Origin of the sequence: Janthinobacterium sp. CG_23.4 (genome assembly GCF_029892305.1) — a bacterium.
Lineage (GTDB): Bacteria > Pseudomonadota > Gammaproteobacteria > Burkholderiales > Burkholderiaceae_D > Janthinobacterium > Janthinobacterium lividum_D.
On the sequence record NZ_JARXUX010000001.1, the window covers coordinates 271156 to 297836 of the forward strand.

The following is a 26681-nucleotide window of genomic DNA, read 5'->3' on the forward strand; positions in this document are numbered from 1 at the left end:
GTTGTTTTATGTTGCGCTGGCGGTGCGCAAGGCAGCCAGCAATTGCGCCAGCTGCGTCTTGTCGCGTTCGAGCGCCGCCAGGCTGGCCTCAAAGCCGGTAATTTTCTGTTCCAGGCCGTCGGTGGCGTCGTGGATGCGCTGGATCGAGGCGAAGCGCAGTTTCAGCTGTTCCTTGTACTCGACGATCTGCGCTTCGAGCGGCGCCATGATGACTTTCAGCCAGGCGCTGGCGTCGTCGTTGGCGTTGGTGAAACAGCGGCGCACGCGCGACGCTATCGTGTCGAAAAATTTTTCCATCAGCACGCCCCGGCTGGTGGTAAGCAGGGTCGCCGTGCCGAACTGCTTGTGATACACCGCTTCGATGTCGGCGATCTCCTGGCGGTAACGGGCCAGCGAAAACGGCATCGGCAAGGCTAGCGCCAGGCCGTGTTCGGCGGCGAATTTGCGGTACATCACGTGCATCATTTCCGTGATCTCGGCTGTCTTGCCTTCCGAGCGCTCCAGGTTACTGGCGATGCGTTCAAAATACTGGCGCACGGCCTCGCGCAGGCCCGTAAAAAAGCGGCTGCGCTGCATGGCCGCGCGCACGCCGTCAATATCGTCGCGCACGATGTCCATGCCCAGGCTCGTATATAGTTCCGTCGACAGGCGGGTGAATACGGCGCGCGTCGCTTGCAGCTTGAACAGGCTGCTGTCGAATTCCTTCTTCTCGATATCGATGCGCCGCATCATGTGGGCGATCACGCTCTGGTTCTTGCCGCGCAGGCTGTGCAGCTCGTGCAATTGCTCGGCGATGCCGCGTGCGCGCGCCGCCGCCTGTACCTGCTGCGCCGCTTCGATAGCATCGAGGTCGAACGCCAGCTGGCGTCGGATGATGTCTTTGCGCGCGGGGATCAGCTCCTCGAACAGGGCCGTTTCCAGCGCCTGCAAGCGGCTCTTTTCCAGCAGCGCCGCATCCTGGTTGATCTTGCCCACCAGGGCCTTTTGCGCCGAGACGGGAAACACCTGGCCCGCGTCCAGGGTCAGCAGGTGCGCCACGCTGGCCTGCTGGCGCTCGATCGCTTGCGCCACCTCGGCGTCGCCGCGCAATTCATCCCACATGCTGTCGATCTTGTTGAGCACTACCAGGCGCCCCACGCCGGCGCCGATATGGTTGCGCCACACCTCGATATCGCTGCGCGTGACACCCGTGTCGGCCGCCAAGATGAATAGCACCGCGTGCGCATTCGGGATCAGGTTCAAGGTCAGTTCCGGTTCCGTGCCGATGGCGTTCAAGCCCGGCGTATCGAGGATGACCAGGCCCTGTTTCAGCAGCGGATGGGGGAAGTTGATGATGGCGTGGCGCCACATGGAAATTTCCACCAGGCCATCCTCGTCGAGCATGGCGGGTGCATCCGCGTCGTCGGCGTCGTACAGGCCGTAGCGGGCCGCTTCTTCCACGCTGACTTTTTTCGTCAGGCTGACCTGGCGGATGGCTGCCTGCATGTCGCCACCCGCATCGATGTTCAGGGGCAGGACGGTCCAGGCGGCGGGCAGGTCGCGGTAGTCGCTGGTGGACAGGTTCTGCGCGCGCGTCTCGATGGGCAGCAGGCGGATCGATGGTGGCCATGCCGCGTCGTACAGCAGCTCGGTGGGGCACATGGTGGTGCGACCCGCGCCCGAAGGCAGAATGCGCTGGCCATAGCCGGCAAAGAAGAGGGCGTTAATCAGCTCGGATTTGCCGCGCGAGAATTCGGCCACGAAAGCCACGGACAGGCGATCATCAAGCAGGCGGGAGACACAGCGTGCGAGGCGTAGCGCGGAAGCGCCGTCGACCAAGCCCGCCGCGCTGGCGGCTTGCCGGTATGCCTGCAAGGCGGCCAGCACATCCTGGCGCCATGCGCTGTATTGTTCCAAGTCCCTGACCATCTGGCTCCCTTTGCGTGTAACACCGATCAAAACCTGCTGCGCTTCTCGACCATAATTGGCTGCCGCCCGTGACGGTTTTGTCAGGCGTGCTTATTTTTGGCAGTGCACGCAGTAAAACGTGGAACGCTGTCCCTGCACGATTTGGCGTATCGGCGCGCCGCACACGCGGCACGGCTTGCCTGCGCGATTGTAGGTGAAATACGTTTGCTGGAAGTAGCCGGATTGGCCGTTCACGCCGATGAAGTCGCGCAGGGTGCTGCCGCCTTGCACGATGGCTTCGGCCAGCACGTCGCGAATCGCCTGCGCCAGCTTCTCATAGCGCGCCAGGCCGATGCGCCGGGCCGGCGTCTTCGGGTTGATCCCCGCGCGAAACAGGCTTTCGGAACAATAGATATTGCCCACGCCGACGACGATGTCACCTGCCATCAGCACCTGCTTGATGCTGCTGCCCTTGTTGCGCGTTTTCTCGAATAGCAGTTGGCCCGTGAAGCCGTCTTCCAGCGGTTCCGTGCCCAGGCCGCGCAGCAGTGCATGGCCGTCGAGCGGGCCGTCGGCCTGGTCGTGCCACAGCACGGCGCCAAAGCGGCGCGGGTCCGTCATGCGCAGCACTTGGCTGGCGCCGTCTGCAGTTTCCACGATGAGGTCAAAATGGTCGTGTTTTTGCGCCTCCGTCCCCATCGGTAGCACGCGCAGGTGACCCGACATGCCCAAGTGGATGATCAGGGTGCCGTGGCGGAAATGGATCAGCAGGTATTTGCCGCGCCGCCCCGTCAGGCCGATGGTTTGCCCCGACAATTGTTCGCCCAGGGCAGGCGGGAAGGGCCAGCGCAGGCCGTCGCGGCGCAGCACGACGGCGCGCACGGCGCGTCCCTCGAGGTGGGGCGCAACACCGCGCCGTGTGACTTCGACTTCTGGCAATTCTGGCATAGGGCTCGCATGGTTGAAAACCGGGTAAAAACTGGCAGCTTGCCGGCAGATGGCTGGTCCGGGCAGACTATGTGGTCACGCCATAAATATTTCGTTACTTTCGTTACTTTCGTTACTTTCGTTACTTTCGTTACATACGCGAAGTACGCAATAGTCGCGTTGGGCGTAAAATCAAACTTTGTCGTTTAGCCCGGGATCAGCCTTTGAAAAACGCTTTCGCCATTGTAACCTTGTCCGCCCTGATGGCCACGCATGCCTTGGCCCAGACGCCTGTCGCCCCCGCCGATGCTGCGGCCCGCCCTTCGGCGGCCGGGCTCGCCACGCCGCAGGAAGCGGGCGCCGAGTCCGAGGCCGAGTCCGAGGCCGATGCCAAGTTGCAGGACTTGCCCAAGGTCGAATTGAGCAGCGACTTGCTGTACAAGCTGACCCGCGCTGAAATGGAATTCAAGAGCGGCCAGTGGCAAGGGCCGTACGTGACGATGATGGTGGCGGCGCAGCAGACGCGCGACCCGCGCCTGGCACGGCGCGCTTCCGAGATGGCGCTGGCCGCCAAGCAGGGCGGCGAAGCGCTGGCGGCCATTCGCCTGTGGCGCGAGCTGGCGCCCGATTCCGACGAGGCGACGCAGTTCTTCCTCGGCTTCGTCGTGCTGACGGACAAGATCGAAGAGGCGGAAGCGGTTTTTGCTGAACGCCTGGCCAATGCGCCAGCTGGCGGGCGCGGCGTGGCCCTGTTCCAGATGCAGCAGATTTTGTCGCGCTCGAATGACAAGCTGTATGCCTACTCGATGCTGACGCGTCTGGTGCAGCCCTACCAGGACATGTTCGAAGCGCACCTGGTGCTGGCGCAAGGTGCCTTGTCGATCGACGAGCGCGAGCGCGCCATCGGCGAAGCCAACAAGGCACTGGCGATCAAGCCCAATTCCGAACTGGCTGTGCTGACGCTGGCGCAGGTGACGGGCCAACCCGAGGCGGCAGGCAAGCTGCTGGCCACTTTCCTGCAGAAGAACCGGGACGCCGTCGAAGTGCGTAGCGCCTATGCGCGCCTGCTGGTTGAGCAAAAACAGCTGGAGCCGGCGCGCGATCAATTCCTGCTGCTGCTGAAAAGTGCGCCCGATAACGTCGGTGCCCTGTATGCGCTGGGCATCGTGGCGCTGCAGCTGGAAGATATCAAGGGCGCCGAGCAGTACTTCAAGCGCTTCCTGGCTGTGCTCGAAAAATCGCCTGGCGACACGCGCGACCCGTTCAAGGCCCTGATGATTTTGTCGCAGATCGCCGAGAAGCGCGGCGACGTGGACGGCGCCATCGCCTGGCTGGACAAGGTCGACAACAGCGCGTCTAGCGGCTATGTCGAAGCGCGCTTGCGCCGCGCCCAGCTGATTGCCCTGGGCGGCAATCTCGATGCAGCCCGCAAGGCGCTGGCGGAAATCGAAACGGACGATCCGGCAAGTCAGGCGCAGGTGCTGCTGATCGATGCGCAATTTCTGCGCGACGCAGGCTATGTGCAAAGCGCCTACACGGTGCTGGAAAACGCTGTGCGGCGCTTCCCTGACAATCCCGAACTGCTGTACGACTACGCCTTGCTGGCAGAGCGCCAGGATAAACTCGATTTAATGGAGGCCAGCCTGCGCCGCGTGATGACGCTGGCACCCGACAACCAGCATGCGTACAACGCTTTGGGCTACTCGCTGGCCGAACGCGGCATCCGCCTGCAGGAAGCCCATGCGCTGATCGAGAAGGCGCTGCAGATGGCGCCGGGCGACCCTTTCATCATGGACAGCATGGGCTGGGTCCAGTTCCGCATGGGCAACCTGGCCGCGGCGGAAAACGCCTTGCGCCGCGCCTATGCCGTGCGCAGTGATCCGGAAATCGCCGTCCACCTGGGCGAAGTGCTGTGGCAGAAGGGCGACCAGGATGAAGCGAAAAAGCTGTGGCGCGATGCGCAAAGCAAGGACCCGAAAAACGCCGCGCTAAAAAGTACGCTGGCGCGATTGAATGTCAGTTTGTGATTGTTAACCCAAGGGCAGATGCTGGGGGCAGCCCCCAGCATCTGCCCTTGGGTTTATAAAAATTCCCCATGCCAAAAAACTTCATCCCCCTCGCTGTTCTGTGCCTGTCCCTCTCGGCCTGCTCGACCTTGACTTCCCCATTCTCGTCCGACACCGCGCCATCGGGTAAAACCGTCGCGCCTTACCGCGAACAGGTGGAGCTGACTGGTCGCCTGAATGTTGTGTACCAGAAGGATGACAAGCCTGAATCGGCCACCGTCAATTTCAACTGGCAGCAGACAGCGCAGCGCACCGACGTGACCCTGTATTCGCCCGTCGGCAGCACCCTGGCGACGATTGCCGTCACGCCGCAACAGGCGGTGTTGACGCAAAGCGGCAAGGCGCCGCGCAGCGCGCCCGACGTCGACACCCTGAGCGCGCAGATGCTGGGCTGGTCCTTGCCCGTGTCGGGTTTGCGCGACTGGCTGCAGGGCTATGCCGTGGCTGCCGACGGCAAGCGCTTTGTCGCTGCCCCCGGCAATGACAGCGTGACGACCAAAGACGGCTGGCGTTTGCGTTATGTATCGTGGCAAGAAGTAGGGCAGAATGCGGGCGAAAATGTCGCCGGCACCTTGCCCCAACCGCGGCGTATCGATGCCGAACGTCATGCCAGCGCGCAGGCCGATGCGGTCTCGCTGCGCATCGTGCTCGATCCAGCCCCTACCGCAACTGCACCATGACACTGACGACCCTGAACCATTGCCCGGCCCCGGCCAAGCTGAACTTATTTCTCCACGTCAACGGCCGCCGTGCCGATGGCTACCACCTGCTGCAGACGGTGTTCCAATTGCTCGACCATGGCGACACCTTGCACTTTTCGCTGCGCGACGACACTGCGATTGTCCGCGTGACGGCGCTCGCTGGCGTGCCGGAGGAACAGGACCTGATCATCCGCGCCGCCAGATTGTTACAGGCGCAGGTGCTGCGCCGCACGGGCGCCTTGCCGCGTGGCGTCGATATCGCCATCGACAAGGTGCTGCCCATGGGCGGTGGCCTGGGCGGCGGCTCGTCCGATGCGGCCACCGCGCTGATGGCGCTGAACCGCTTGTGGCAAGCGGGCTTGACGCGCGAGCAATTGATGGCGCTGGGCTTGCCGCTGGGTGCTGACATCCCGTTTTTCATCTTTGGCGAGAATGCGTTTGCCGAAGGCGTGGGCGAGGACTTGCAGCCGGTTAGCACGCCAGAATGCTGGTATGTGGTGATCGAACCGGGCGTGCAAGTGCCCACCGCTGCAATTTTTTGCGCGCAAGGCTTGACGAGAAATACTGAACCCGTCACAATAGCGGACTTTTCCAGGTACCTCGCAGAAGGAAACGATGCGGGCGGGTTTGGTAAAAATGATTTACAGCAAGTAGCATGTGGTCTTTTCAAGCCGGTAGCAGATGCGGTAGAATGGCTGAGTGCTTACGGTGAGGCCAGGATGACTGGTTCCGGTGCTTGTGTATTTTGTGCGTTTGGCAGTCAGGAAGAAGCGGATGCGGTGCTCAGTAATGTGCCACCAATCTGGATCGCCTGGAAGGCAAAAGCGCTGAATCGACACCCGATGCTCGCGCTGTTGTAAAGAAAAGCAGGTAGCAAAAAATATTTTGCTTAGCGTCAAAAAGTCGGTATAATGCTGGCCAACATGACGGCAAGCAGTCAGTTACGTAGGGGAATCGCCAAGCTGGTTAAGGCACTGGATTTTGATTCCAGCATGCGAAGGTTCGAATCCTTCTTCCCCTGCCACCAATTCACCGTAGTCTGTCGATGCGAAGTTAGCGTCCAGTGCGGGAAAAAGCAGATATGTCGCCACGCGGCATATTGTAAAAAATGACTGACCGGGCCTATGCCCGGTTAGTGCTTTTCAAGACTTCTATATCACCTCTTGGGACTCCCATGGCTTACGAAAACCTGATGGTTTTTACCGGCAACGCGAATCCAGCGTTGGCAGAGGGGGTCGCAAAAAACCTCGGCATCCCTCTCGGTAAAGCAAACGTTTCGAAATTCTCCGACGGCGAAGTAATGGTCGAGATTAACGAAAACGTGCGCGGCAAGGATGTTTTTGTTTTGCAATCCACCTGTGCTCCAACCAACGACAGCCTGATGGAAATCATGCTGATGGTTGATGCCTTGAAACGTGCTTCCGCTGGCCGCATCACCGCCGCGATCCCTTACTTCGGCTACGCCCGCCAAGATCGTCGTCCGCGCTCCGCGCGTGTGGCCATTTCTGCCAAGGTGGTAGCGAATATGCTGGAAGAAGCCGGTGTCGAGCGCGTCCTGATCATGGACTTGCACGCTGACCAGATTCAAGGTTTCTTCGATATCCCAGTCGACAATATCTACGCTTCGCCTATTTTGCTGGGTGACCTGCAAAAGAAAAACTACCAGGATTTGCTGGTGGTGTCGCCTGACGTTGGCGGTGTGGTACGTGCGCGCGCCTTGGCCAAACGCCTGGGCTGCGACCTGGCCATCATCGACAAGCGTCGTCCAAAAGCGAACGTTTCCGAAGTGATGAACATCATCGGTGAAGTCGAAGGGCGCAACTGCGTGATCATGGATGACATGGTCGACACCGCCGGCACGCTGACCAAGGCTGCCGAAGTGCTCAAAGAGCGCGGCGCGAAAAAAGTCGTGGCGTATTGCACGCACGCGGTGCTGTCCGGCCCGGCGATCGAACGTATTTCGGCTTCGCCACTCGATGAGCTGGTCGTGACCGATACGATTCCGCTGTCCGAAGCGGCCCTGGCCTGCGGCAAGATTCGCCAACTGACGTGCGCGCCATTGCTGGCCGAGACGTTCAAGCGCATCATCAAGGGTGACTCGGTAATCTCTCTCTTTATCGACTGATTCGGTCAATAGAAACAGACGTAATGCCTGCGGCGCGACCGGCTTTTTGCCTGTTGCGCCGCAGTGTTTTAGTTTTCGGGGCGCGCATGCGCCCATTTTCGAAGATTCCTGGTCGCGGGAATCTTCATAACACAAGGCGCAAGCCTTGTTCTTCTTGGAGTTTCACATGAAAGTTATCGCATTTAAACGCGAATTGCAAGGTTCCGGAGCGAGCCGCCGCCTGCGCATTTCCGGCCTGACCCCTGGTATCGTCTACGGTGGCGCTGAAGGCCCTGTGCTGGTATCGCTGGATCACAACGCTCTGTACCACGCTCTGAAAAAAGAAGTGTTCCACTCGTCGATCCTGGATCTGGAAATCGACGGCGTTTCCCAGCAAGTTCTGTTGCGCGACTTCCAAGTCCACGCATACAAACAACTGGTTCTGCACGCTGACTTCCAGCGCGTTGACTCCAAGCAAGCTGTCCACGTGAAAGTGGCGCTGCACTTCATCAACGCTGACGTTTCCCCAGCAGTCAAACTGCATGGCGCGACCATCAGCCACGTTGCCAACGAAATCGAAGTTTCGTGCCTGCCAGGCCAACTGCCAGAATTCATCAACGTTGACCTGTCGAACATCGACGTCGGTCACTCCTTGCACATCGGCGACCTGGTCCTGCCAGCTGGCGTGACCGCGGTCACCCACGGCGCCAACCTGACCATCGCTACCGCTTCGGTACCGGCTGGCCACGTTGCTGCTGAAGCAGCTGCTGTTGTTGACGCTGACAAGAAGTAATTTTGCCGCCGCAGCAATGCGGTAGTCGCAAGGAAAAACCCGCCAGGTTCGCCGCGCGGGTTTTTTTCTGCCTGTTTTCACCGATAATGTTTTCCTTTTCATTGCAGACACAGCCATGCCCATACGCCTGATCGTCGGCCTCGGCAACCCGGGACCCGAATACGAACAAACCCGCCACAATGCCGGTTTCTGGCTGGTGGACAATCTTGCCAACAGCTTGCCTGGCACGCGCTTGCAGCGTGATTCGCGCTATAACGCCATGCTGGCGAAAACCTCGATAGCCGGCAAGGAAGTCTGGCTGCTCGAACCGCTGACCTTCATGAATCGCTCGGGCCAGTCCGTGGGCGCGCTGGCGCGCTTCTTCAAGATCGCCGCCGATGAAGTGCTGGTGGTGCACGACGAGCTCGATCTGATGCCCGGCATTGCGCGCCTGAAAAAAGGTGGCTCGGCCGGCGGCCACAATGGCTTGAAAGATATCACTGCAGCGCTGGGCACGCAGGATTACTGGCGCTTGCGCCTGGGCATCGGTCACCCTCGCACCCTGAGCTTGCAACAGCAGGTGGCCGATTTCGTGCTGCACCGCCCGCGCCGTGAAGACCAGGAGTTGATCGAGCAAGCGATTGAAAAATCCTTGCAGCTCATGCCGCAGATCGTCGAAGGCAAGTTCGAGGCAGCGACCATGAAGCTGCATACGGCCTGAGAGTAGGGCCTGATGGCGTCACGATACGGCTGTTTTGGCGTCATTTGGACATCATCGGGCTTTTGAAGCGCGGCTGTCAGGGGTACAATTGACCCCTTGAAATGCAGCACACGCACTATCCCCGGAAAATGGCGCAGCAGCGCCCCATTTTCCCTAACAGCACGGCAAGCACGCCGATAGACGGCGCCATGTGCTTTGATTATTAAAGGTTTTCCATGAGTCTCCAATGCGGTATCGTCGGCTTGCCGAACGTCGGCAAGTCCACCCTGTTCAATGCACTGACGAAAGCCGGCATCCCGGCTGAAAACTATCCGTTCTGCACCATCGAGCCGAACGTCGGCGTCGTCGAAGTGCCGGATCCACGCATGGATGCCTTGGCCGTCATCGTCAAGCCGGAACGCATGGTCAACGCCATCGTGGAATTCGTCGACATCGCCGGCCTGGTGGCAGGCGCGTCGAAAGGTGAGGGCCTGGGCAACCAGTTCCTGTCGCATATCCGCGAAACCGATGCCATCGTCAACGTCGTGCGCTGCTTCGAAGATGACAACGTCATCCACGTCGCCGGCAAGATCAATCCGCTCGACGATATCGAAGTCATCCAGACCGAACTGGCGCTGGCCGACATGGGCACCGTGGAAAAAGCCATCCACCGCGAAAACAAGAAAGCGCGTTCGGGCGACAAGGACGCGGCCAAGCTGCTGGCCATCATGGAACGCATGATGCCTTACCTGAACGATGCCAAGCCGGTACGCGCCATGGGCCTCGATGCTGACGAAATGGAACTGATCAAGCCTTTGTGCCTGATCACGGCCAAGCCAGCCATGTTCGTCGCCAACGTGTCGGACACGGGCTTTACCAATAACCCGCTGCTGGACCAGCTGACGGCCTACGCGCAATCGCAAAACGCGCCCATCGTCGCCATCTGCGCATCGATGGAAGCGGAAATCGCCGATCTGGATGCCGCCGACAAGGGTGCATTCCTGGCCGACATGGGCATGCAAGAGCCTGGTCTGGACCGTCTGATCCGCGCCGCCTACAAGCTGCTGGGTCTGCAAACCTACTTCACGGCGGGCGTCAAGGAAGTGCGCGCCTGGACTATCCATGTGGGCGACACAGCCCCGCAAGCGGCCGGCGTGATCCACACCGACTTCGAACGCGGCTTCATCCGCGCGCAAACCATCGCCTATGACGACTTCATCGCCTTTAAGGGCGAAGCCGGCGCCAAGGAAGCGGGCAAGATGCGCGCCGAAGGCAAGGAATACGTGGTCAAAGATGGCGATGTGCTCAATTTCCTGTTCAACGTCTAATTCCAATGAGGTCAGCGGCTTGAGAACCGCTGGCCAGACTGAACCCACGCTGCCGTTCGTGCAGCGTGGGTTCAGCATGGGAGCGCGTTGTGACGTAGCAGACGCTGCCGTTGCATGATGTAGTGCCTTCAGTGTGCCGGGTCTACCCTGGTATCCTGAACACTCGTCATCTGTCTTAGCAATGGAAAACCTACTGCGATGGGCTTTTACATCTCTATGGCTATCATTCTCGCAATGAAGTTGAAAGCGACACTCCCATGTTTTATATATTTGGCTCCCCACGTTCCGGTACCACCTTACTGGCGCAATGCATCAGCTCCCACCCCGATCTTGTTGTTCCGGACGAAACCGATTTCATTGTGCCGCTCGCCTTTCTCATCAACCGGGTCAGGGATGAGGCCATTGGCCGGGAATTGATCTTCAAGATGATTGTCAGTTCGAACCGTTTTTCCGCCAGCCTAGGACAATATGTCAGCCAGAAGGACATACATGCTTGCGTATTTGACTCCGCCTATGATGCCAACACCATCGTCAATGTTATTTATGCCAAGCTGGCTGAGGCTGCCGGAAGAAAGAAGGCTGGCGACAAGTCACCGAATGACCTGATGTCCATGCGCATGCTGATCGAGTCTGGCACGCTAGGCGGTGCGGACAAAGTTATCCATGTCGTGCGCGATATTCGTGATCTGATGCTGTCGTTGAACCGGACTGGGTGGGCGGAAGATTTCGACGAGTATTTTCCCAGAATTTGGTCGTCGACCAATCTGTACTTGAAATACGAGATGGAAAAAGCGGCGGAGAATTACCTGCTTATACGTTACGAAGACTTCGTGGCCTATCCTGCCCGGGTGTTGACGGGGGTGGCGCAATTCATGGATGTTAAATATACCGATGGAATGTTGCGTCCGGAAAACAGGAGTACCCGTTACCATGGCGTCAGTCATCACAGTAATCTTTATAACGAGATTAATACGGGATCTGTGCGGCAGTTCGAGACAGCAATGACTGAAGAGAGCCGTGAGAAATGTCGCCGCCAGGCTGGCGAAGCCATGCAGGCTTTCGGATACGCGGAATAAGCGCGTCGCCGCGCCAGATGGGTCACGACCTTGCTTGTGGCCCTTACCCGATGTTCGCCTGGTTCACCTCTCCAGGCCTATCGCCTGTTATGACGTTGACCTTTCGCTGAGAATTAATATAAATAATTCTCATTGGCATCTCAATGCGCCTGTTTTACCAAGGAGCATTGTCGCAGGAAGGGCATCGTGAGCATCGCCGAGTTAGCGCTTCAGCAGCAATTCAGCAGTCTGTACACCGCCCACCATCACTGGCTGCGTGGATTGCTGCTGTGCAAACTCGATGGCCTGAGCTACCGCGACATCGTCGCTACATTGCATGTGTCCGTCTCGTCCGTCGAAAAATACATCGCCGCGGTTTGGTGGCCGGCTATAAGTCCTTGCACGCGCAGGACGTCTGAGCCATGGAGGCGGTGATTGCGCCCGCTGGTGTGCCGCCCATCCGCACCATGACCTCGCCTGGCAGCGTTTACAAGCTTTCGAGGGCAAGCAGCATAGCGCGCCGCGCGATGCTGCCCGGCACGCGCTGCGCGAACCGGCGCCGGCCATCTACCTGAACCGTCGCCGTGCCCTGAAGCTGCTAGCTGTGCTGCTGCCCGTGGGTGGCATGGCGTACATGCTGCGCGCTACGGATACCTGGCAAGTGGCCAGCGCAGGCCATAGCACCGGCACGGGCGAGATCCGCAAGATGACCTTGCCTGACGGTACGCGCGTGATGCTCGCTTCCGCTACTGCCATCGATGTGCGCTTCGACGCTAGCGAGCGTTTGCTGGTCTTGCGACGTGGCGAAATTCTCGTCGCCACGGCGCACGATCCTGACTCGGCGCAGCGGCCTTTCCGCGTGCAGGGCCGCGACGGCACGGTGCAGGCGCCAGGCACGCGTTTTACTTTACGGCAAGATGAACATGCTACGCGCGTGGCCGTCTTCGAGGGGGCAGTCGAGATACGCCTCGCGCATACGCCCGCTCATGCCGTGCGCATAGCCACCGGCTACAGTGCCATCTTCTCGGCGCACATCGTGCAATCGGCCGCCCCCGTGCCGGCCGGCGCGATGGACTGGGAGCAGGGTGTGCTGGTGGCCGATAACATGCGCCTTGACTACCTGCTTGCGGAACTGGCCCGCTATCGTCCCGGCCTGCTGCGCTGCGACTCGGCCGTGGCCAGCCTGACCCGTTAACGGCGTGTTTTCCTTGCGCGACGCGGACCGTGCGCTGCATAATCTGGCGCTGGCCTTGCCCGTGCAGATCGTTGCCCGCACGCGCTACTGGGTGACGGTGCAAGCCATCGTCCAGGGCGCTGTCTAAGAATTTTGCGGCCCTGATTGAAGGTTTTTTCATCTCGTTCGGGATAGAGGGTGAGAGCCGCTCTTATCCATCAAACTTATGCATGTTTTTTCCATTTTTCCTATTTCAAGTTGCGCGGCGTGGATTTTCGCTATGCACAGAGGACCAGCCCGACGTATTGACGGGTATCAATCTGCAGATTGCAGCGGGCAGCATGACGGTGCTGATCGGCGCTTCCGGCTCCGGCAAGACCACCCTGATACATCTGATTGCGCGTTTCTTTGACGCCAGCGTAGGCGCGCCGTTGGTGGGTGGCGTCGATGTGCGCGATATGTTCAGCGAGCAATTGGCCGGCCAGATCAGTCAGATCTTCCAGGACAGTTATCTGTTCTAGGGCAGCATCTGGGATAACATTCGCATCGGTAAGCCGGATGCGACCGATGCCGAAGTGCTGGACGTGGCGCGCCAGGCGGGCGTGGCCGAAATCATCTCCCGCTTGCCGCAGGGGCTCGATACCCGGGTCGGCGAGGGTGGCGCGTGCCTGTCCGGCGGTGAACGCCAGCTACCTTGCGCACACACCTTTGCGCGGAACGCGTGAATTGGGGATTTGTGCGGCATTGATGACATATAATTTGTACACGACTTTGTTATTTTTGACCCTACACTTTCCGGGAGCACTATGTTTTCACGCAAATTCCATTCTTGTGCACAGCTGATGCTGGCGACCTTTCTGGTGGGCTTTATTGCCGCGTCCCCCGCGCGCGCGCAGCAAGCGGTCGTCAAATTGCCGAATGTGGTGATCCTGGCCACGGGCGGCACCATCGCCGGCAGCGGCGCCGACAGCACCACCACCGTGGGCTACACCTCGGCCACCGTGGGCGTCGAGCGCCTGATCGCGGCCGTGCCGGAATTGAAGAAAGTGGCGCATGTCAAAGGCGAGCAAGTGTTTCAGATCGCCAGTGAAAGCATGGGCAATGAACACTGGCTGACCCTGGCCAAGCGCATCAACGTGCTGCTGGCGTCGAACGATGTCGATGGCGTCGTCGTGACGCACGGCACGGATACCATCGAGGAAACGGCATATTTCCTGAACCTGACCGTGAAAAGCCATAAACCGGTGGTGGTGGTGGGCGCCATGCGTCCGTCGACTGCCATCTCGGCAGACGGCCCGATCAACTTGTACAACGCCGTGATGCTCGCTGGCAGCAAGGAAGCCGTGGGCAAGGGTGTGCTGGTGGCCTTGAACGACCAGATCAACGCGGCGCGCGAAGTCAGCAAAATGAATACGTCGACGACCGACACCTTCAAGTCGCCGGAGCTGGGCATGCTTGGCTATATCCAGGGCAGCAAGGCCTTTTTTTACCGCCAGTCGACGCGCAAGCACACGCTGGAAACGGAATTTGACATCAGCAAGCTCGATGCCCTGCCGCAAGTCGATATTGTGTATGGCTACGCCAATATGAACCGTATCGGCATGGACGCCTTCATTGCCGCTGGCGCCAAGGGCATCATCCACGCGGGCGTGGGCGACGGCAGCGTGGCCGCGCAAATGAAGCCGGCCTTGGTGGAAGCACGCCAGAAGGGCGTGCTGATCGTGCGTTCTAGCCGCGTTGGCCAGGGTATCGTGGCGCGCAATGGCGAAGCCAACGACGATGAACTCGATAGTGTCGTCTCCGACACCCTGAATCCGCAAAAAGCCCGCATCCTGCTGATGCTGGCCATGACCAAAACGAATAGCACGCAAGAAATCCAGCGTATTTTCTACACGTATTGATCACTGCTATGCCAACTCAGCCTTATTGGCTGAGTTGGCCGATTTACGCATGCCCGCTTTGCTGCCATACTGCGTTTCTGAATAACTTCCAGGCAGAAGCAGCAACACTGTTCCTTGTCCCCTGTCCATGGCTATCCTGTCCGACATCATCTTGTATCCGATCAAATCGTGCGCCGGCATCCACTTGCAGGAGGCAGTGCTGACGCATTCCGGGCTGATGAGCGAGCACGTGTTTGATCGCGAATGGATGGTGGTGGACCTGCAGGGCCGCTTCCTGACCCAGCGCGAACATCCGTGCATGGCGCTGATCGTGCCGTCCATCAAGGCTACCACGCTGGAATTGCGCGCGCCGGGCATGTTGCGCCTGGAAATCGCGTTGGGCTTGCCGCATCCGCAACTGGCACCCATGCTGGACGTACAGGTATGGGACGATACCGTGCGCGCCTATGATTGCGACGAGGTCACGGCCACCTGGTTTTCCAAGGCCGTCGGCGTGCCCTGCCGCCTGGTGCGCTTTCATCCTGACGTGGTGCGCGCCACCAGCACGGAATGGACGAATGGCATTGCCGCCTCGACCATGTTTGCCGATGGCTATCCGGTGCTGATCGCCGGCAGTGCCTCGCTCGCCGATGTCAACGACAAGCTGCGCGCCGCCGGCCGCGAGGCGTTACCGATGAACCGTTTCCGCCCTAATCTGGTCATCGGCGACATCGGCGCCTTCGAGGAAGATTACGCCGCGTTCCTGCAATTTGGCGCCACCGTGTTAACCCCGGTCAAGCCGTGCTCGCGCTGCCCGATCCCGTCGGTGGACCAGGCCACGGGCGTGCCCGGACCGGACCCGCTCGACGTCATGCATGGCTATCGCGCCAAGCCCGAGCTTGACGGCGCCATCTGCTTCGGCATGAACGCCATCGTCACCGAAGGCGGCGACGAGCGTATCGTGGTGGGGCAAGATATTGGTTTCGCACTGGCATTTTAAGCATGGCGCTCGTACACAAGGGTTTAAGGTTTCTATGAATCAAGCAATACCGCCGGACTCGCGCATTGCCAGCCTCGAAGCCGAAAACCAGGCCTTGCGCGCGCGCATGGCATTCCTGCTGGAACAGGTTGAACGCAATCACGACATCATGTGCCGCCACCAGGCGTTCGATCTGGAAATCGTCGGTTCGTCCACGTTTCCCGAACTGATCGGCACCATCTTTCGCACCTTGCCCGTGATTTCCGACCTCGACGGCGTCACTTTGAGCCTGCTCGACGAGGATGACGATATCTTGCTGGTGATGGAAAAGCTGGGCGTCGATTTCAGCGCCTTCCCGCAGTTGCTGTTCGTGCATGCCGTGGCGGAACTGGGCTTTACCCAGCCAGCGCGCATGGCCGAGGGGGAAGCGGCCTTGCCGCCGTTGCCCCTCTTGGGGCAGTTTGATGCATCCTTGCACGGCGCGCGCTTTCCTGGCATCGACGCGCCTTTGCGCAGCGTGGCACTGGTGCCTTTGCTGCGCAACAAGCGCCTGATTGGCAGCCTGAACCTGGCGAGCGGCGACGTGGCGCGCTTTACGCCCGCGCTGGGCACGGATTTTATCAAGCACATGGCTTCCATTATCGCCATTTGCCTGGAAAACGTGATCAGCAATGAAATGCTGAAATACATCGGCTTGACCGACTCCTTGACGGGCGTCTACAACCGGCGCTATATCGACCGCCGGTTGCTGGAAGAAATTGCGCGCGCGCGGCGACAGAATTATTGTATTTCATGCATGTATATCGATATCGACCATTTTAAACGGGTCAATGACACTTATGGCCACCAGGGCGGCGATGAAGTGCTGCGCGAAGTGGCCCAGCGCATCCGCACGGAATTGCGCCGCTCCGATGCGCTAGGCCGCTTCGGCGGCGAGGAATTCGTCGTGCTGCTGATCGACGCTGATCTCGACAGCGCGATCTTTGTTGCCGAGCGTATCCGCGCCAGCATCGCCGGCACCATGTTTGACTTGCCGGGCGGCGCACAAGCCTGGGTCCGCGTATCGATCGGCGTGGCCAGCCTTGAGGCGGACGCGGTGCTGCCAGCCATCGAAACGGTGGCGCAACAACTGGTGGCGCACGCCGACCAAGCCCTGTACCTGGCCAAGGCGGACGGCCGCAACAAGGTCGTCAGTTGGCAGGCGCAGATCGGCTGACGCAGACCGTCTGATTATTTCAAGAGCAAGGTTTCGGCTTTGGCCACGGCGTCGGCGCTACCACGCAGCACCACCACGTCGCCGCCGGCCAGCTGCGTTTCTTCGGTGACATCGAGGCGGCCGCGGCCGCGGCGGATGGCCGTCACAAACGCGCCGCAGCTGGCTACGTCGATCGTGCTCAAAGGCAACCCCACGCAGTGCGCGCCTTCGCTGACGGTGACCGTATGCAGGCGTTCGAGCTCGGCATCGTCGTCCGCGTCGCTGGAGCCGTGAAAATAGCCGCGCAAGGAGGCGTAGCGCTCCTCGCGCGCTGCCTGCACCCGGTGTACCACGCGGCGCAGGGGCACGCCCATCGTGATCAGCGCGTGTGACGCGAGCATCAGGCTGCCTTCCATCAATTCCGGTACGACTTCGGCCGCGCCCGCGCTTTTCAGCTGGTCGATGTCGGTGTCGTCATGGCTGCGCACGATGACGGGCAAGGTCGGCGCCATTTCTTTGAGTAAATGCAGTAACTTCAGTGCCGAGGGCGTGTTGGCATAGGTGATCACCACGGCGCTGGCGCGGTAGATGCCTGCCGCCACCAGGCTTTCACGGCGGCCCGCGTCGCCATACGAGACATGGGCGCCCGCCAGCTGCGCTTCCTGCACGCGTTCGGGGTCCAGGTCCAGCGCGTGGTATTCAATCTTTTCCTCTGCCAGCAGGGTGGCCAGGCTTTGTCCGCTGCGCCCGAAGCCGGCGATCAGCACGTGTTTTTGCGAGGCCATGGTGCGCGTGGCGATTTTCGTCAGGGCCAGCGACTGCATCATCCAGTCGTTGGCCGCCAGTTTCATGACGATGGCATCCGATTTGGCGATGAGGAAGGGGGCCACCAGCATCGACAGCACCATGGAAGCCAGCACGACCTGCACGACGAACGGGTCCATCAGCTTGATGCCGCCGGCCAGGTTCAGCAGCACGAAGCCGAACTCGCCCGCCTGCGCCAATCCCAGCCCCGTGCGCAAGGCCACGCCGTTGCTGGACCCGAACAGGCGGGCCAGCCCCGCGATCAGGGCGAATTTCAGCAGTACCGGGCCGCACAGCAGCAGCAACACTAGCCACCAGTTATCCAAAACCACGCGGATATTGAGTAGCATGCCGACGGTAATGAAGAATAGTCCCAGCAGCACATCGCGGAAGGGCTTGATATCCTCTTCCACCTGGTGCTTGAATTCGGTCTCGGAAATGAGCATGCCGGCAACAAAAGCCCCCAGGGCCAGCGACAGCCCGGCACGTTCCGTGATCCATGCCGCGCCCAGTGTGATCAGCAGCAGGTTGAGCATGAACAATTCTTGCGAGCGGCGCTTGACGACGATGGTCAGCCAGCCCCGCACCAGTTTCTGGCCGATGAACAAGAGCAAAATGAGGACGACCAGGGCCTTGCCGCCGGCCCAAACCAGGGTTTCGGCCAAGTTGTCCGAATCGCGTGTGAGGGCGGGAATCAGGATCAGCAGGGGCACCACGGCCAAGTCCTGGAACAGCAAGATGCCGATGATCTTGCGGCCGTGTTCGCTTTCCAGTTCCAGCCGTTCCGTGAGCATTTTCGAGACGATGGCCGTCGATGACATGGCCAGCGCACCGCCCAGGGCGAAGGCGGCTTGCCAGCTCAGGTGAATATAGGCAGATAGGTAGCGCCCGACGAACCAGCCGAAGATGACGGTGGCGACGATGGTGGTGACCACCTGCGCCATGCCGAGCCCGAAAACGATGTGCCGCATGGCGAGAAATTTGGGTAGCGAGAATTCGAGTCCGATGGAAAACATCAGGAAGACAACGCCGAATTCGGCCAGTGTGTGGCTGGCCTCGTTTTCCGCCGCCAAGCCCAGCGCGTGGGGGCCGATGACGATGCCGACAGCCAGGTAGCCCAGCATGGGCGGCAAATGCAGCATTCTGAAAGCGACGACGCCCAGCACGGCGCTGCCAAGTAACATCAGGGTCAGTTCAAGGGAGGAAAACATGGGTTGCCCGGTGCGGTCAATGGAAATCGTTGTTTGTTGTGACTGGCAAGTTTTTTGCTTTCCTAATTCGTTTATACTTTGGGCATGAGTGTAACCCATGAAAAAACAATGCTGAAAGCTTTTGATCGAATTGACATGCAAGCGACCACCGAGCGTGCCGTCGCGCTCGCCCGCACTACCTTGCAGATCGAGTCCGACGCCATCGTTGCGCTGCGTGAACGCCTGGCCACGGACGATAGCGTGGGCCGTGCCGTGGCGATGTTGCTGCAATGCAAGGGACGTGTCGTCGTCTCCGGCATCGGCAAGTCCGGCCATATCGCGCGCAAGATTGCCGCCACCCTCGCTTCCACCGGCACGCCAGCCATGTTCGTGCATCCGGCCGAAGCGGCCCATGGCGACCTGGGCATGGTCACCTCGGAAGATGCTTTTATTGCCATATCGTACTCGGGCGAATCGACCGAACTGATGGCCATCATGCCTGTCGTCAAGCGCATGGGCGGCGTGCTCATTTCCATGACGGGCAAGCCGAACTCCAGCCTTGCCCAGCTGGCCGACGTGCACCTGGATATTTCTGTTGAGAAAGAGGCCTGTCCGCTAAATCTGGCACCGACTGCCAGCACCACCGTGACCCTGGCCCTGGGCGATGCGATCGCTGTGGCCTTGCTGGACTTGCGCGGCTTTAAGGAAGACGATTTCGCCCGCTCGCATCCGGGCGGCGCCCTGGGCCGTCGCCTGCTCACGCACGTGCATGACGTGATGCGCAGCGGCGAACGGGTACCCAAGGTAGCCGTCGACGCTTCCTTGCTGCAGGCGCTGGAAGAGATGACGAAGAAGGGCATGGGCATGACGGCCATCGTCGATGCGGATAACCGCCCCGTGGGCGTGTTTACGGATGGCGACTTGCGCCGCATGTTCGAGCGTGTGCAGGATTTCACGCAAGTGGCGATCCGCGACGTCATGCATGCGCAGCCGCGCAGCATCGCGCCCGAACGCCTGGCCGTCGACGCCGTGGCCGTGATGGAGCAGTTCCGCATCAACCAGATGCTGGTCGTCGATGCCGACGCCAAGCTGGTGGGCGCCCTGCATATCCATGATCTGACGCAAGCGAAGGTGATCTGATGGACAGCGTAGCTGGCAACCTGGCGCGCGCGGCCAAAGTCAAACTGATGATCTTTGACGTCGATGGCGTGCTCACCGACGGCAGCCTGCATTTCGGCCCCGATGGCGAGATGATGAAAACGTTTAATGTGTATGATGGCCTGGGCATCAAGCTGCTGCAGGAATCGGGCGTGCAGACGGCCATCATCAGCGCGCGCCGCTCGGCCATCACGGCGCGCCGCGCGCAAGACCTGGGCATTACCCATGTGCACCAGGGCGGTCACGACAAGCTGACGCCGTTTCGCGAACTGCTGGCGCTGACTGGCTTGACTGAAGAGCAATGCGGCTACATCGGCGACGATGTCATCGATGCGCCCATCCTGCGCCGCGTGGGCTTTGCCGTCAGCGTGCCGGGCGGGCGTCCCGAAGTGCAGGGCCTGGCGCACTATGTGACGCAGGCCGGTGGCGGCCGTGGCGCGGTGCGCGAGATCTGTGAATTCCTGCTGCGTGCCCAGGATAACTACGCGCGCGTCATGGCGCCGTTCCTTGCGTGAGGCGCATCGCCTCGCCGCCAGTGATATTTGAAAGAGTGAAACCCTATGCGTAAGCCAGGAGGCGCCCATCGCTGGCGCATGATTTTTACCTTGCTGGGGGCCATCATCTTTGCGCTGGGCAGCTTTTGGCTGCTGGCGGTGATGAACAAGAATGCCCAAGACATCTCGGCTAGCAAGCATCTGGACGAGCCAGACTATTTCATCACCAATTTCAGCATGGTGCGCATGGACTTGACGGGCAAGCCCAGCTATATCGTGTCGGGCAGCAAGCTCACGCATTATCCGCTGGACGATTCATCCGATATCGACCAGCCTTTCGTGCGCAAGCTGTCGCCAGGCATGCCGCCGCTCAATATGCATGCGGAACTGGCGCATATCGACCAGGACAACACCCGGCTGCAACTGCACCGCAATGTCGTGATCGATCGCGTGGCCAGTGCGAAGGCGCAGCACCTGAGGATCGAGACGGAAGCGCTGACGGTGTTCCCGGATGAGGAAAGAATGGAAACGGACGTGCCTGTCGACATCCTGACGGGCAGCTCGCGCATCAATGGCGTAGGCATGCGAGCCAATAACGCCACCGGCGTGGTGGAAGTACACAATGCCCTGCGCATAGTGCTGCCGCCGAAACCGCGCCCGGCCGCAGCGCCAAAATGACAGAATGAAACAAGGAAACCATATTATGAAGAAGATCTTGCTGTTGAGCCTATTTTCCCTGGCCGTCATGGGCGCAGCGCATGCCGAGAAGGCCGATTCCGAGAAGGAAGCCGTCATCACGGCACGTAGCGGTCACGTCGATGACGTCAAGCAGGTTCGTACCCTGACGGGCGACGTCGTGCTGGTCAAGGGGAGCTTGATCATGAAGGCGGGCCGGGCCCTGATCACGGAAGATCCGCAAGGCTACCAGTTCATTACTTTCTGGGCTGATCCTGGCAAGCTGGCCACCTTCCGCCAGAAGCGCGATGGCGCGGGCGACCTGTGGGTCGAAGGCGAAGCTGAGCGCGTGGAATACGACAACAAGACGGAAGTAGTGAAACTGTTTTCCAATGCCAAGGTGACGCGCCTGGAAGGCAAGAAGCCGACCGATGTGGCCAATGGCGCCTTCATCTCGTATGACAGCCGCAAGGAAGAATTTGCGATGGAAAATTCCAACAGCGGCACCAGCACCCCGGATGGCGGCAGCGTGCGCATGGTGATCCAGCCAAAGACCAAGGCAGCGGCGGCGGAGAAAGCGCCAGCGACGCCTGCGCCAGGAAAGAAATAATGGACAATACACGTTGCGGCAGTACCCTGATCGTTCGCGGGCTGCAAAAATCCTATGGCAAGCGGCAAGTCGTGCACGACGTCTCGCTGCAAGTCGAATGCGGCGAAGTGGTCGGGCTATTGGGGCCGAACGGTGCCGGCAAGACCACCTCGTTCTACATGATCGTCGGCCTGGTGCCATCGGATGGCGGCAGCATCGATATCAGCGGCGTGGACATTTCCCGCCTGCCGATACACCGCCGCGCGCAGATGGGCCTGTCGTATCTGCCGCAGGAAGCGTCCGTATTTCGCAAGCTGACGGTGGAAGACAATATCCGTGCCGTGCTGGAAATCCAGACCGTCGAAGGCCGCCCCCTGAAGAAGGCCGAGATCGAGGAACGCCTCGATAAATTGCTGGCGGACTTGCAGATTGAAAAGTTGCGTGAGAACCCGGCGTTGTCGCTCTCGGGCGGTGAGCGGCGCCGCGTGGAAATCGCCCGCGCGCTCGCTACCGATCCGCGTTTCGTGCTGCTCGACGAGCCGTTCGCCGGTGTCGACCCCATCGCCGTGATCGAAATCCAGCGTATCGTGCGCTTCTTGAAGGAGCGTAATATCGGCGTCCTGATCACCGATCATAATGTGCGCGAGACGCTGGGTATCTGCGACCGTGCCTACATCATCAACCAGGGCTCGGTACTGGCGTCGGGACGCCCCGACGACATCATCGCGAACGAGTCGGTACGCCGGGTCTATCTGGGCGAACACTTCCGCATGTGAGCCAATGAAACAATCATTGCAGCTGCGCACTTCGCAGCACTTGGCACTGACGCCGCAGTTGCAGCAATCGATACGCCTGTTGCAATTGTCTACGCTGGAATTACACCAGGAGCTCGAGCAACTGCTGACGGACAATCCTTTGCTCGAGCGCCTCGACGATCCGCTCGACCGTTCGCTGCGCCTGCTGTCCGACGGCGCCTTGAGTTCCACGGCCGCGCCGGCCGAAGCGCCGCCGCAGCCTCCAAGCCAGGAGGCACCCACCGCGCCGGTCGAAGCGGAAACCTTTGACGGCGAGGCCAGCGACAGCCCTGCCGCTGGAGACGCCGGTGACAGCGACTGGAGCGAGGCGAACCGGGGCAAGGCACCCGACGACGAAGATTCCCGCCCGCAGCTCGAAGCCCATCACTGTACCCTGCGCGAGCACTTGATGGAGCAGATGCGCGTGACGGTGCTCGAATTGCGCGACCGCGCGCTCGTTGAGCTGATCATCGATGCACTCGATGACAATGGCTACCTGGAAGAATCGCTCGACGACATCCTGGCGCGCCTGCCGGAAGAGCTGGAAATCGACGCCGACGAGATGCGCACGGCCTTGTCGCTGTTGCAAAGTTTCGATCCGCCCGGCGTGGGTGCGCGTAATGCGTCGGAGTGCCTGGCACTGCAAATCAAGCGCTTGCCGCACATCGCCATGGTGACGCGGCGCATGGCCCTGGTGATCGTGGAAAAGCACCTGGCCTGGTTTGCCCAGCGCGATTTCAACAAGTTGAAAAAAGCCCTCAATTGCGATGATGAAGACTTGCGCGAAGCGCAGACGGTGATTCGCCAGTGCAATCCGCATCCGGGCGCCGTGTTCGCCTCTGACGTGTCCGATTACGTGGTGCCCGACGTCGTCGTCAAGCGCGCGCGCAATGGTTGGCAAGTCACCCTGAACAACGACGTCATGCCGCGCCTGCGCGTGAACGCCATGTACGCCAACTTGCTCAAGCAGGGCAAGGGCGAGGGCGCCATGGGCGCACAGTTGCAGGAAGCCAAGTGGCTGATCAAGAATATGCGCCAGCGTTTCGACACGATCTTGCGCGTGGCGCAGGCGATAGTAGAAAGACAAAAGAACTTTTTTTCGCATGGGGCCGTTGCCATGCGTCCCCTTGTACTCCGTGAAATAGCTGATACACTGGGATTACACGAGAGTACTATCTCGCGGGTAACAACCCAAAAGTACATGCTGACCCCGCATGGCATGTTTGAGTTGAAATATTTCTTTGGTAGCCACGTCGCCACCGAAGCGGGGGGCGAAGCATCATCGACGGCGATACGGGCATTGATCGTGCAACTGACAGGAGCAGAAGACCCTAAAAATCCTTTATCCGACAGTAAGATTGCGGACATGCTGGGCGAGCAAGGCATGGTGATTGCGCGACGTACTGTTGCCAAATACCGGGAAGCGTTGAAAATTCCGCCAGTGAGTCTGCGTAAGTGTTTGTAAGTTTTTTTCGGTTCCTCTGCGGGCCGGATAGGATGGACCGCACGAACCCGATCATCTTTAGGAGTGTGTATGAATCTCACCATCAGCGGACATCATCTCGAAGTGACACCAGCCATCCGTGAATACGTACAAACGAAGCTGGAGCGCGTGAAACGGCATTTCGATCAAGTTATCGATATTGCCGTGATACTGACCGTGGATAACCTCAAAGAGAAAGAAAAACGTCAAAAGGCCGAAGTCAACCTGCGTATGAGTGGCAAAACCGTCTATGTGGAAAGCCTGGCGCAAGACCTGTATGCCGCAATCGATATGCTGATCGACAAGCTGGACAGGCAAGTGATGAAGTACAAAACCAAAGTGCAAGGGCACGGTAAAGAGGCGATCAAGCATCTGCCAGACAACTCGGACGAAGAAATCGCCGCCGCTTAAGCGGCCCGCGACTTCCAAACGGTTGTGATCAACTAAGGGCGCACATTGCGCCCTTTTTTGCGCCTGTCGCCCTTGTCGGGCTACCATCATGGGAACGCAAAGTTCCGTCCGAAGACGCTAGAATGTGTGCACTTTGACTTCTTTCCTGCCTGGCGGGCCTGCTGGCTCGCATCTGCATTAAGAATACCGGATCACAGCATGGCGAGCGGCAGGAAAAGGTGTTGGAGTAGCGCAACTTCGCCTGGCACTGCGCCGCCCAGGCAGTGAACGTTGCCCGCTACCTGCGCCGATGCGCAACAGATTTTATGCGCGTCTTACCCACGTTCGCGATGTCGCAAGACGACGCGCTCGTTCGGGCTGAAATACTGTGCCAGCCGTTCCGCCATGTACACCGAGCGATGCTGGCCACCTGTACAGCCGAGTGCCACGGTCAGGTAGCTGCGGTTGTCGGACTTAAAGGATGGCAACCATTTTTCGATGAAGGCGCGGATGTCGGCCAGCAGTTCCAGCGCGCTGGGCTGTGCGTCGAGGAAGGCGATCACGGGCGCATCGCGTCCGTCGAGCGGGCGCAGCGTCAGGTCGTAATAAGGATTGGGCAAGGCCCGCACGTCGAAGACGAAATCGGCGTCCAGCGGCACGCCCAGCTTGAAGGCGAAGGATTCGAAGAACAGGGTCAGCGGTGCGCGTTCCGAGGCGACGATATCCTTGACCCAGGCGCGTAACTTGTTGGCGCTCAGCTCTGAGGTATCGATTACATGGCCCAGCTGTTCGATGGCAGACAGGCGTTCGCGCTCTTCAGAGATGCATTCGATCAGGGTGCGGCGGCTGGCTGGATTCTGATTCGGACGCAATTCGTGCGACAGCGGATGGCTGCGCCGCGTTTCCGAGAAGCGCGCTACCAGCGAATGCGTGGTAGCCGTGAGGAACATGACCTTGACGTCGTGCCCCTGGTCGCGCAGCAGGGTGACATTGTGCGGCAGGCTGGTCAGCGACTCTGCGCTGCGCGCATCGACGGCGACGGCCAGTTGTGATGCGCCTTCGTCGAGCAGCGTTTGCACCAGGCTGGGCAGCAATGCCGGTGGCAGGTTGTCGACACAGTAGTAGCCGGTATCTTCCAGCACATTGAGTGCGACGGATTTACCGGAGCCGGATATTCCGGTGATGAGGACGATATGCATAACCCGATCATACAATAAAGATCGGCATGGCGCCCCCGAGGCAACTCTCTTTACAAATTATTGCAATGTCATATGTGTATTTCGTAGGTCGGCTTAGCGCAAAGCGCGTAAGCCGACACCACCTTGGGCGTCAACAATGTCGTCGGATTACGCGGGGCTTTGCCCCGCTAATCCGACCTTGTTAATCGCCACTCATTGCCAATCTCTGCCGCTCCATGAACTCTTGCAAGGTATCGATGCCGCGCAGTTGCAAGATGGTATTGCGCACGGCCGCTTCCAGTAGCACGGCGATGTTGCGGCCGGCGGCGACGGGGATGACAACCTTGCGCACGGGCAAGCCGAGCACGTCTTCCGTGGGGAACAGGAAAGGCAGGCGCTCGACTTCTTCTTCTAGCGCGTTGCGGCGCACCAGATGTACGATCAGTTTCAAGCGCATCTTGCGGCGCACGGCTGTTTCGCCAAAGATGGCCTTGATATCGAGCAAGCCCAGGCCGCGTACTTCCAGCAGGTTTTGCAGCAGCGGTGGGCAGCGACCTTCGATCATGTTCGGCGCGATGCGCGAAAATTCCACGGCGTCATCGGCCACCAGACCGTGGCTGCGCGAAATCAGTTCCAGGCCCAGCTCGCTCTTGCCCAGGCCCGAGTCGCCCGTGATCAGCACGCCCACGCCCAGCACGTCCATGAACACGCCATGCATGATGATGCGCTGCGCCAGCTTTTTCGACAGGTAGACGCGCAGGAAGTCGATCACTTGCGCGGCCGGCAGCGGGGTCGAGAACAGGGGAATGTTTTGCTCGTCGCAGATGGCGAGGATATCGGGTGGCGTTTCCAGGCCTTGCGCAATGATCAGCGCCGGTGGACCGCCAGCGATCAGTTCGCCAATGACGTGGGTGCGCGTGTTGACCTTCAGGCGCTGATAGTAATTGATTTCCTGATGACCAAAGACCTGGATGCGGCCCGGATGGATCAGGTTCAAGTGGCCCACCTGGTCGGCAGCCGACGAGACATCGCCCGAGATCAGGCGTTCGCCGCCGGGAAAGCCGGCGAACCAGCCCAGTTGCAGACTTTCACGATTATCGTCGTACAGGCGTTGTATCGTCAGTGGCGTTTGCAACATGGCAGTCTTCTTCAGGAGTG

Annotated in this window: 25 protein-coding genes, 1 tRNA gene and 2 pseudogenes; 23 read left to right on the top strand and 5 right to left on the bottom strand. The window is 60.0% G+C overall.

Translation table 11 applies throughout. The features are described from left to right. Positions 1-6: 6 nt before the first annotated feature. Positions 7-1908 (bottom strand): dynamin family protein, encoded by a 1902-nt coding sequence (locus H4V96_RS01205; protein WP_196856289.1) that lies wholly within the window; start codon positions 1906-1908, stop codon positions 7-9. Between the two features lie 90 nt (positions 1909-1998). Continuing rightward, positions 1999-2835: a bifunctional DNA-formamidopyrimidine glycosylase/DNA-(apurinic or apyrimidinic site) lyase gene (mutM, locus tag H4V96_RS01210; protein WP_196856288.1), complete on the bottom strand. Its 837-nt coding sequence runs from the start codon at positions 2833-2835 to the stop codon at positions 1999-2001. A gap of 203 nt (positions 2836-3038) precedes the next feature. Between mutM and H4V96_RS01215 the strand changes: the two genes are divergently transcribed. The 16 genes and pseudogenes from H4V96_RS01215 (at position 3039) to H4V96_RS01290 (ending at position 16789) form a co-directional block, all read left to right on the top strand. Next, positions 3039-4841 (top strand): tetratricopeptide repeat protein, encoded by a 1803-nt coding sequence (locus H4V96_RS01215; RefSeq protein WP_196856287.1) that lies wholly within the window; start codon positions 3039-3041, stop codon positions 4839-4841. 68 nt (positions 4842-4909) lie between these two features. Further along, the gene (locus tag H4V96_RS01220; protein WP_196856286.1) at positions 4910-5560 is read left to right on the top strand and encodes an outer membrane lipoprotein LolB; all 651 of its coding nucleotides are present in this window, start codon (positions 4910-4912) and stop codon (positions 5558-5560) included. Beyond that, positions 5557-6441, top strand: coding sequence for a 4-(cytidine 5'-diphospho)-2-C-methyl-D-erythritol kinase (gene ispE / locus H4V96_RS01225; protein ID WP_196856285.1), 885 nt, complete (start codon positions 5557-5559; stop codon positions 6439-6441). The genes H4V96_RS01220 and ispE overlap by 4 nt, the downstream gene beginning before the upstream one ends. Positions 6442-6528: 87 nt before the next feature. Next, a tRNA-Gln gene (locus tag H4V96_RS01230) sits at positions 6529-6605 on the top strand. A 150-nt stretch (positions 6606-6755) separates the two neighbouring features. Next, positions 6756-7706 carry a ribose-phosphate pyrophosphokinase gene (locus H4V96_RS01235; protein ID WP_070345902.1) on the top strand — a complete coding sequence of 317 codons (951 nt, stop codon included), beginning with the start codon at positions 6756-6758 and terminating at the stop codon, positions 7704-7706. 166 nt (positions 7707-7872) lie between these two features. Beyond that, positions 7873-8478 carry a 50S ribosomal protein L25/general stress protein Ctc gene (locus H4V96_RS01240; RefSeq protein ID WP_010394539.1) on the top strand — a complete coding sequence of 202 codons (606 nt, stop codon included), beginning with the start codon at positions 7873-7875 and terminating at the stop codon, positions 8476-8478. A gap of 115 nt (positions 8479-8593) precedes the next feature. Further along, entirely contained in the window at positions 8594-9178 is a 585-nt protein-coding gene (gene pth / locus H4V96_RS01245; RefSeq protein ID WP_010394542.1) for an aminoacyl-tRNA hydrolase, read from the top strand. A 215-nt stretch (positions 9179-9393) separates the two neighbouring features. Then, positions 9394-10485, top strand: coding sequence for a redox-regulated ATPase YchF (ychF, locus tag H4V96_RS01250; protein ID WP_010394545.1), 1092 nt, complete (start codon positions 9394-9396; stop codon positions 10483-10485). Positions 10486-10742: 257 nt separating this feature from the next. Further along, positions 10743-11561: a sulfotransferase gene (locus H4V96_RS01255; RefSeq protein ID WP_196856284.1), complete on the top strand. Its 819-nt coding sequence runs from the start codon at positions 10743-10745 to the stop codon at positions 11559-11561. Between the two features lie 261 nt (positions 11562-11822). Further along, positions 11823-11959, top strand: a pseudogene (locus H4V96_RS01260) (sigma factor-like helix-turn-helix DNA-binding protein); the annotation flags it as partial. Positions 11960-12174: 215 nt separating this feature from the next. After that, positions 12175-12735: a FecR domain-containing protein gene (locus H4V96_RS01265; protein WP_280720651.1), complete on the top strand. Its 561-nt coding sequence runs from the start codon at positions 12175-12177 to the stop codon at positions 12733-12735. A 4-nt stretch (positions 12736-12739) separates the two neighbouring features. Continuing rightward, the gene (locus H4V96_RS01270; protein WP_280720652.1) at positions 12740-12862 is read left to right on the top strand and encodes a hypothetical protein; all 123 of its coding nucleotides are present in this window, start codon (positions 12740-12742) and stop codon (positions 12860-12862) included. 145 nt (positions 12863-13007) lie between these two features. Continuing rightward, positions 13008-13403, top strand: a pseudogene (locus H4V96_RS01275) (ATP-binding cassette domain-containing protein); the annotation flags it as partial. A 153-nt stretch (positions 13404-13556) separates the two neighbouring features. After that, positions 13557-14615, top strand: coding sequence for a type II asparaginase (locus tag H4V96_RS01280; protein WP_128089222.1), 1059 nt, complete (start codon positions 13557-13559; stop codon positions 14613-14615). Positions 14616-14742: 127 nt separating this feature from the next. Then, on the top strand, positions 14743-15594 hold the full coding sequence (locus tag H4V96_RS01285) for an MOSC N-terminal beta barrel domain-containing protein (RefSeq protein WP_196856283.1): 852 nt from the start codon (positions 14743-14745) through the stop codon (positions 15592-15594). A gap of 34 nt (positions 15595-15628) precedes the next feature. Then, positions 15629-16789, top strand: a complete 1161-nt coding sequence (locus H4V96_RS01290) for a DUF484 family protein (protein WP_196856282.1) — start codon at positions 15629-15631, stop codon at positions 16787-16789. 14 nt (positions 16790-16803) lie between these two features. Here the strand turns inward: H4V96_RS01290 and H4V96_RS01295 are convergent, their stop codons facing one another. Beyond that, entirely contained in the window at positions 16804-18783 is a 1980-nt protein-coding gene (locus tag H4V96_RS01295) for a monovalent cation:proton antiporter family protein (RefSeq protein ID WP_196856281.1), read from the bottom strand. 108 nt (positions 18784-18891) lie between these two features. Between H4V96_RS01295 and H4V96_RS01300 the strand changes: the two genes are divergently transcribed. The 7 genes from H4V96_RS01300 to raiA all read left to right on the top strand — a co-directional run bounded on the left by H4V96_RS01300 (position 18892) and on the right by raiA (position 24366). Beyond that, positions 18892-19902, top strand: coding sequence for a KpsF/GutQ family sugar-phosphate isomerase (locus H4V96_RS01300; RefSeq protein ID WP_196856280.1), 1011 nt, complete (start codon positions 18892-18894; stop codon positions 19900-19902). Then, a complete protein-coding gene (locus tag H4V96_RS01305) occupies positions 19902-20435 on the top strand; it encodes an HAD hydrolase family protein (protein ID WP_196856279.1) in 534 nt (177 codons plus the stop codon). Before H4V96_RS01300 ends, H4V96_RS01305 begins: the two co-directional genes overlap by 1 nt. Before the next feature lie 45 nt (positions 20436-20480). Beyond that, on the top strand, positions 20481-21092 hold the full coding sequence (gene lptC / locus H4V96_RS01310; protein ID WP_280720653.1) for an LPS export ABC transporter periplasmic protein LptC: 612 nt from the start codon (positions 20481-20483) through the stop codon (positions 21090-21092). Positions 21093-21117: 25 nt separating this feature from the next. Next, a complete protein-coding gene (lptA, locus tag H4V96_RS01315; RefSeq protein WP_010394581.1) occupies positions 21118-21699 on the top strand; it encodes a lipopolysaccharide transport periplasmic protein LptA in 582 nt (193 codons plus the stop codon). After that, positions 21699-22454: an LPS export ABC transporter ATP-binding protein gene (gene lptB, locus H4V96_RS01320; RefSeq protein WP_010394583.1), complete on the top strand. Its 756-nt coding sequence runs from the start codon at positions 21699-21701 to the stop codon at positions 22452-22454. Before lptA ends, lptB begins: the two co-directional genes overlap by 1 nt. 4 nt (positions 22455-22458) lie before the next feature. Continuing rightward, positions 22459-23937, top strand: coding sequence for an RNA polymerase factor sigma-54 (locus H4V96_RS01325; protein ID WP_196856278.1), 1479 nt, complete (start codon positions 22459-22461; stop codon positions 23935-23937). Between the two features lie 69 nt (positions 23938-24006). Beyond that, positions 24007-24366 carry a ribosome-associated translation inhibitor RaiA gene (gene raiA, locus H4V96_RS01330; protein ID WP_010394587.1) on the top strand — a complete coding sequence of 120 codons (360 nt, stop codon included), beginning with the start codon at positions 24007-24009 and terminating at the stop codon, positions 24364-24366. A 314-nt stretch (positions 24367-24680) separates the two neighbouring features. Here the strand turns inward: raiA and rapZ are convergent, their stop codons facing one another. Together rapZ and hprK are read right to left on the bottom strand one after the other, a co-directional pair. Further along, positions 24681-25544, bottom strand: a complete 864-nt coding sequence (rapZ, locus tag H4V96_RS01335) for an RNase adapter RapZ (RefSeq protein WP_010394589.1) — start codon at positions 25542-25544, stop codon at positions 24681-24683. A 181-nt stretch (positions 25545-25725) separates the two neighbouring features. Beyond that, positions 25726-26661 (bottom strand): HPr(Ser) kinase/phosphatase, encoded by a 936-nt coding sequence (gene hprK / locus H4V96_RS01340; protein WP_034753337.1) that lies wholly within the window; start codon positions 26659-26661, stop codon positions 25726-25728. Positions 26662-26681 lie beyond the last annotated feature (20 nt).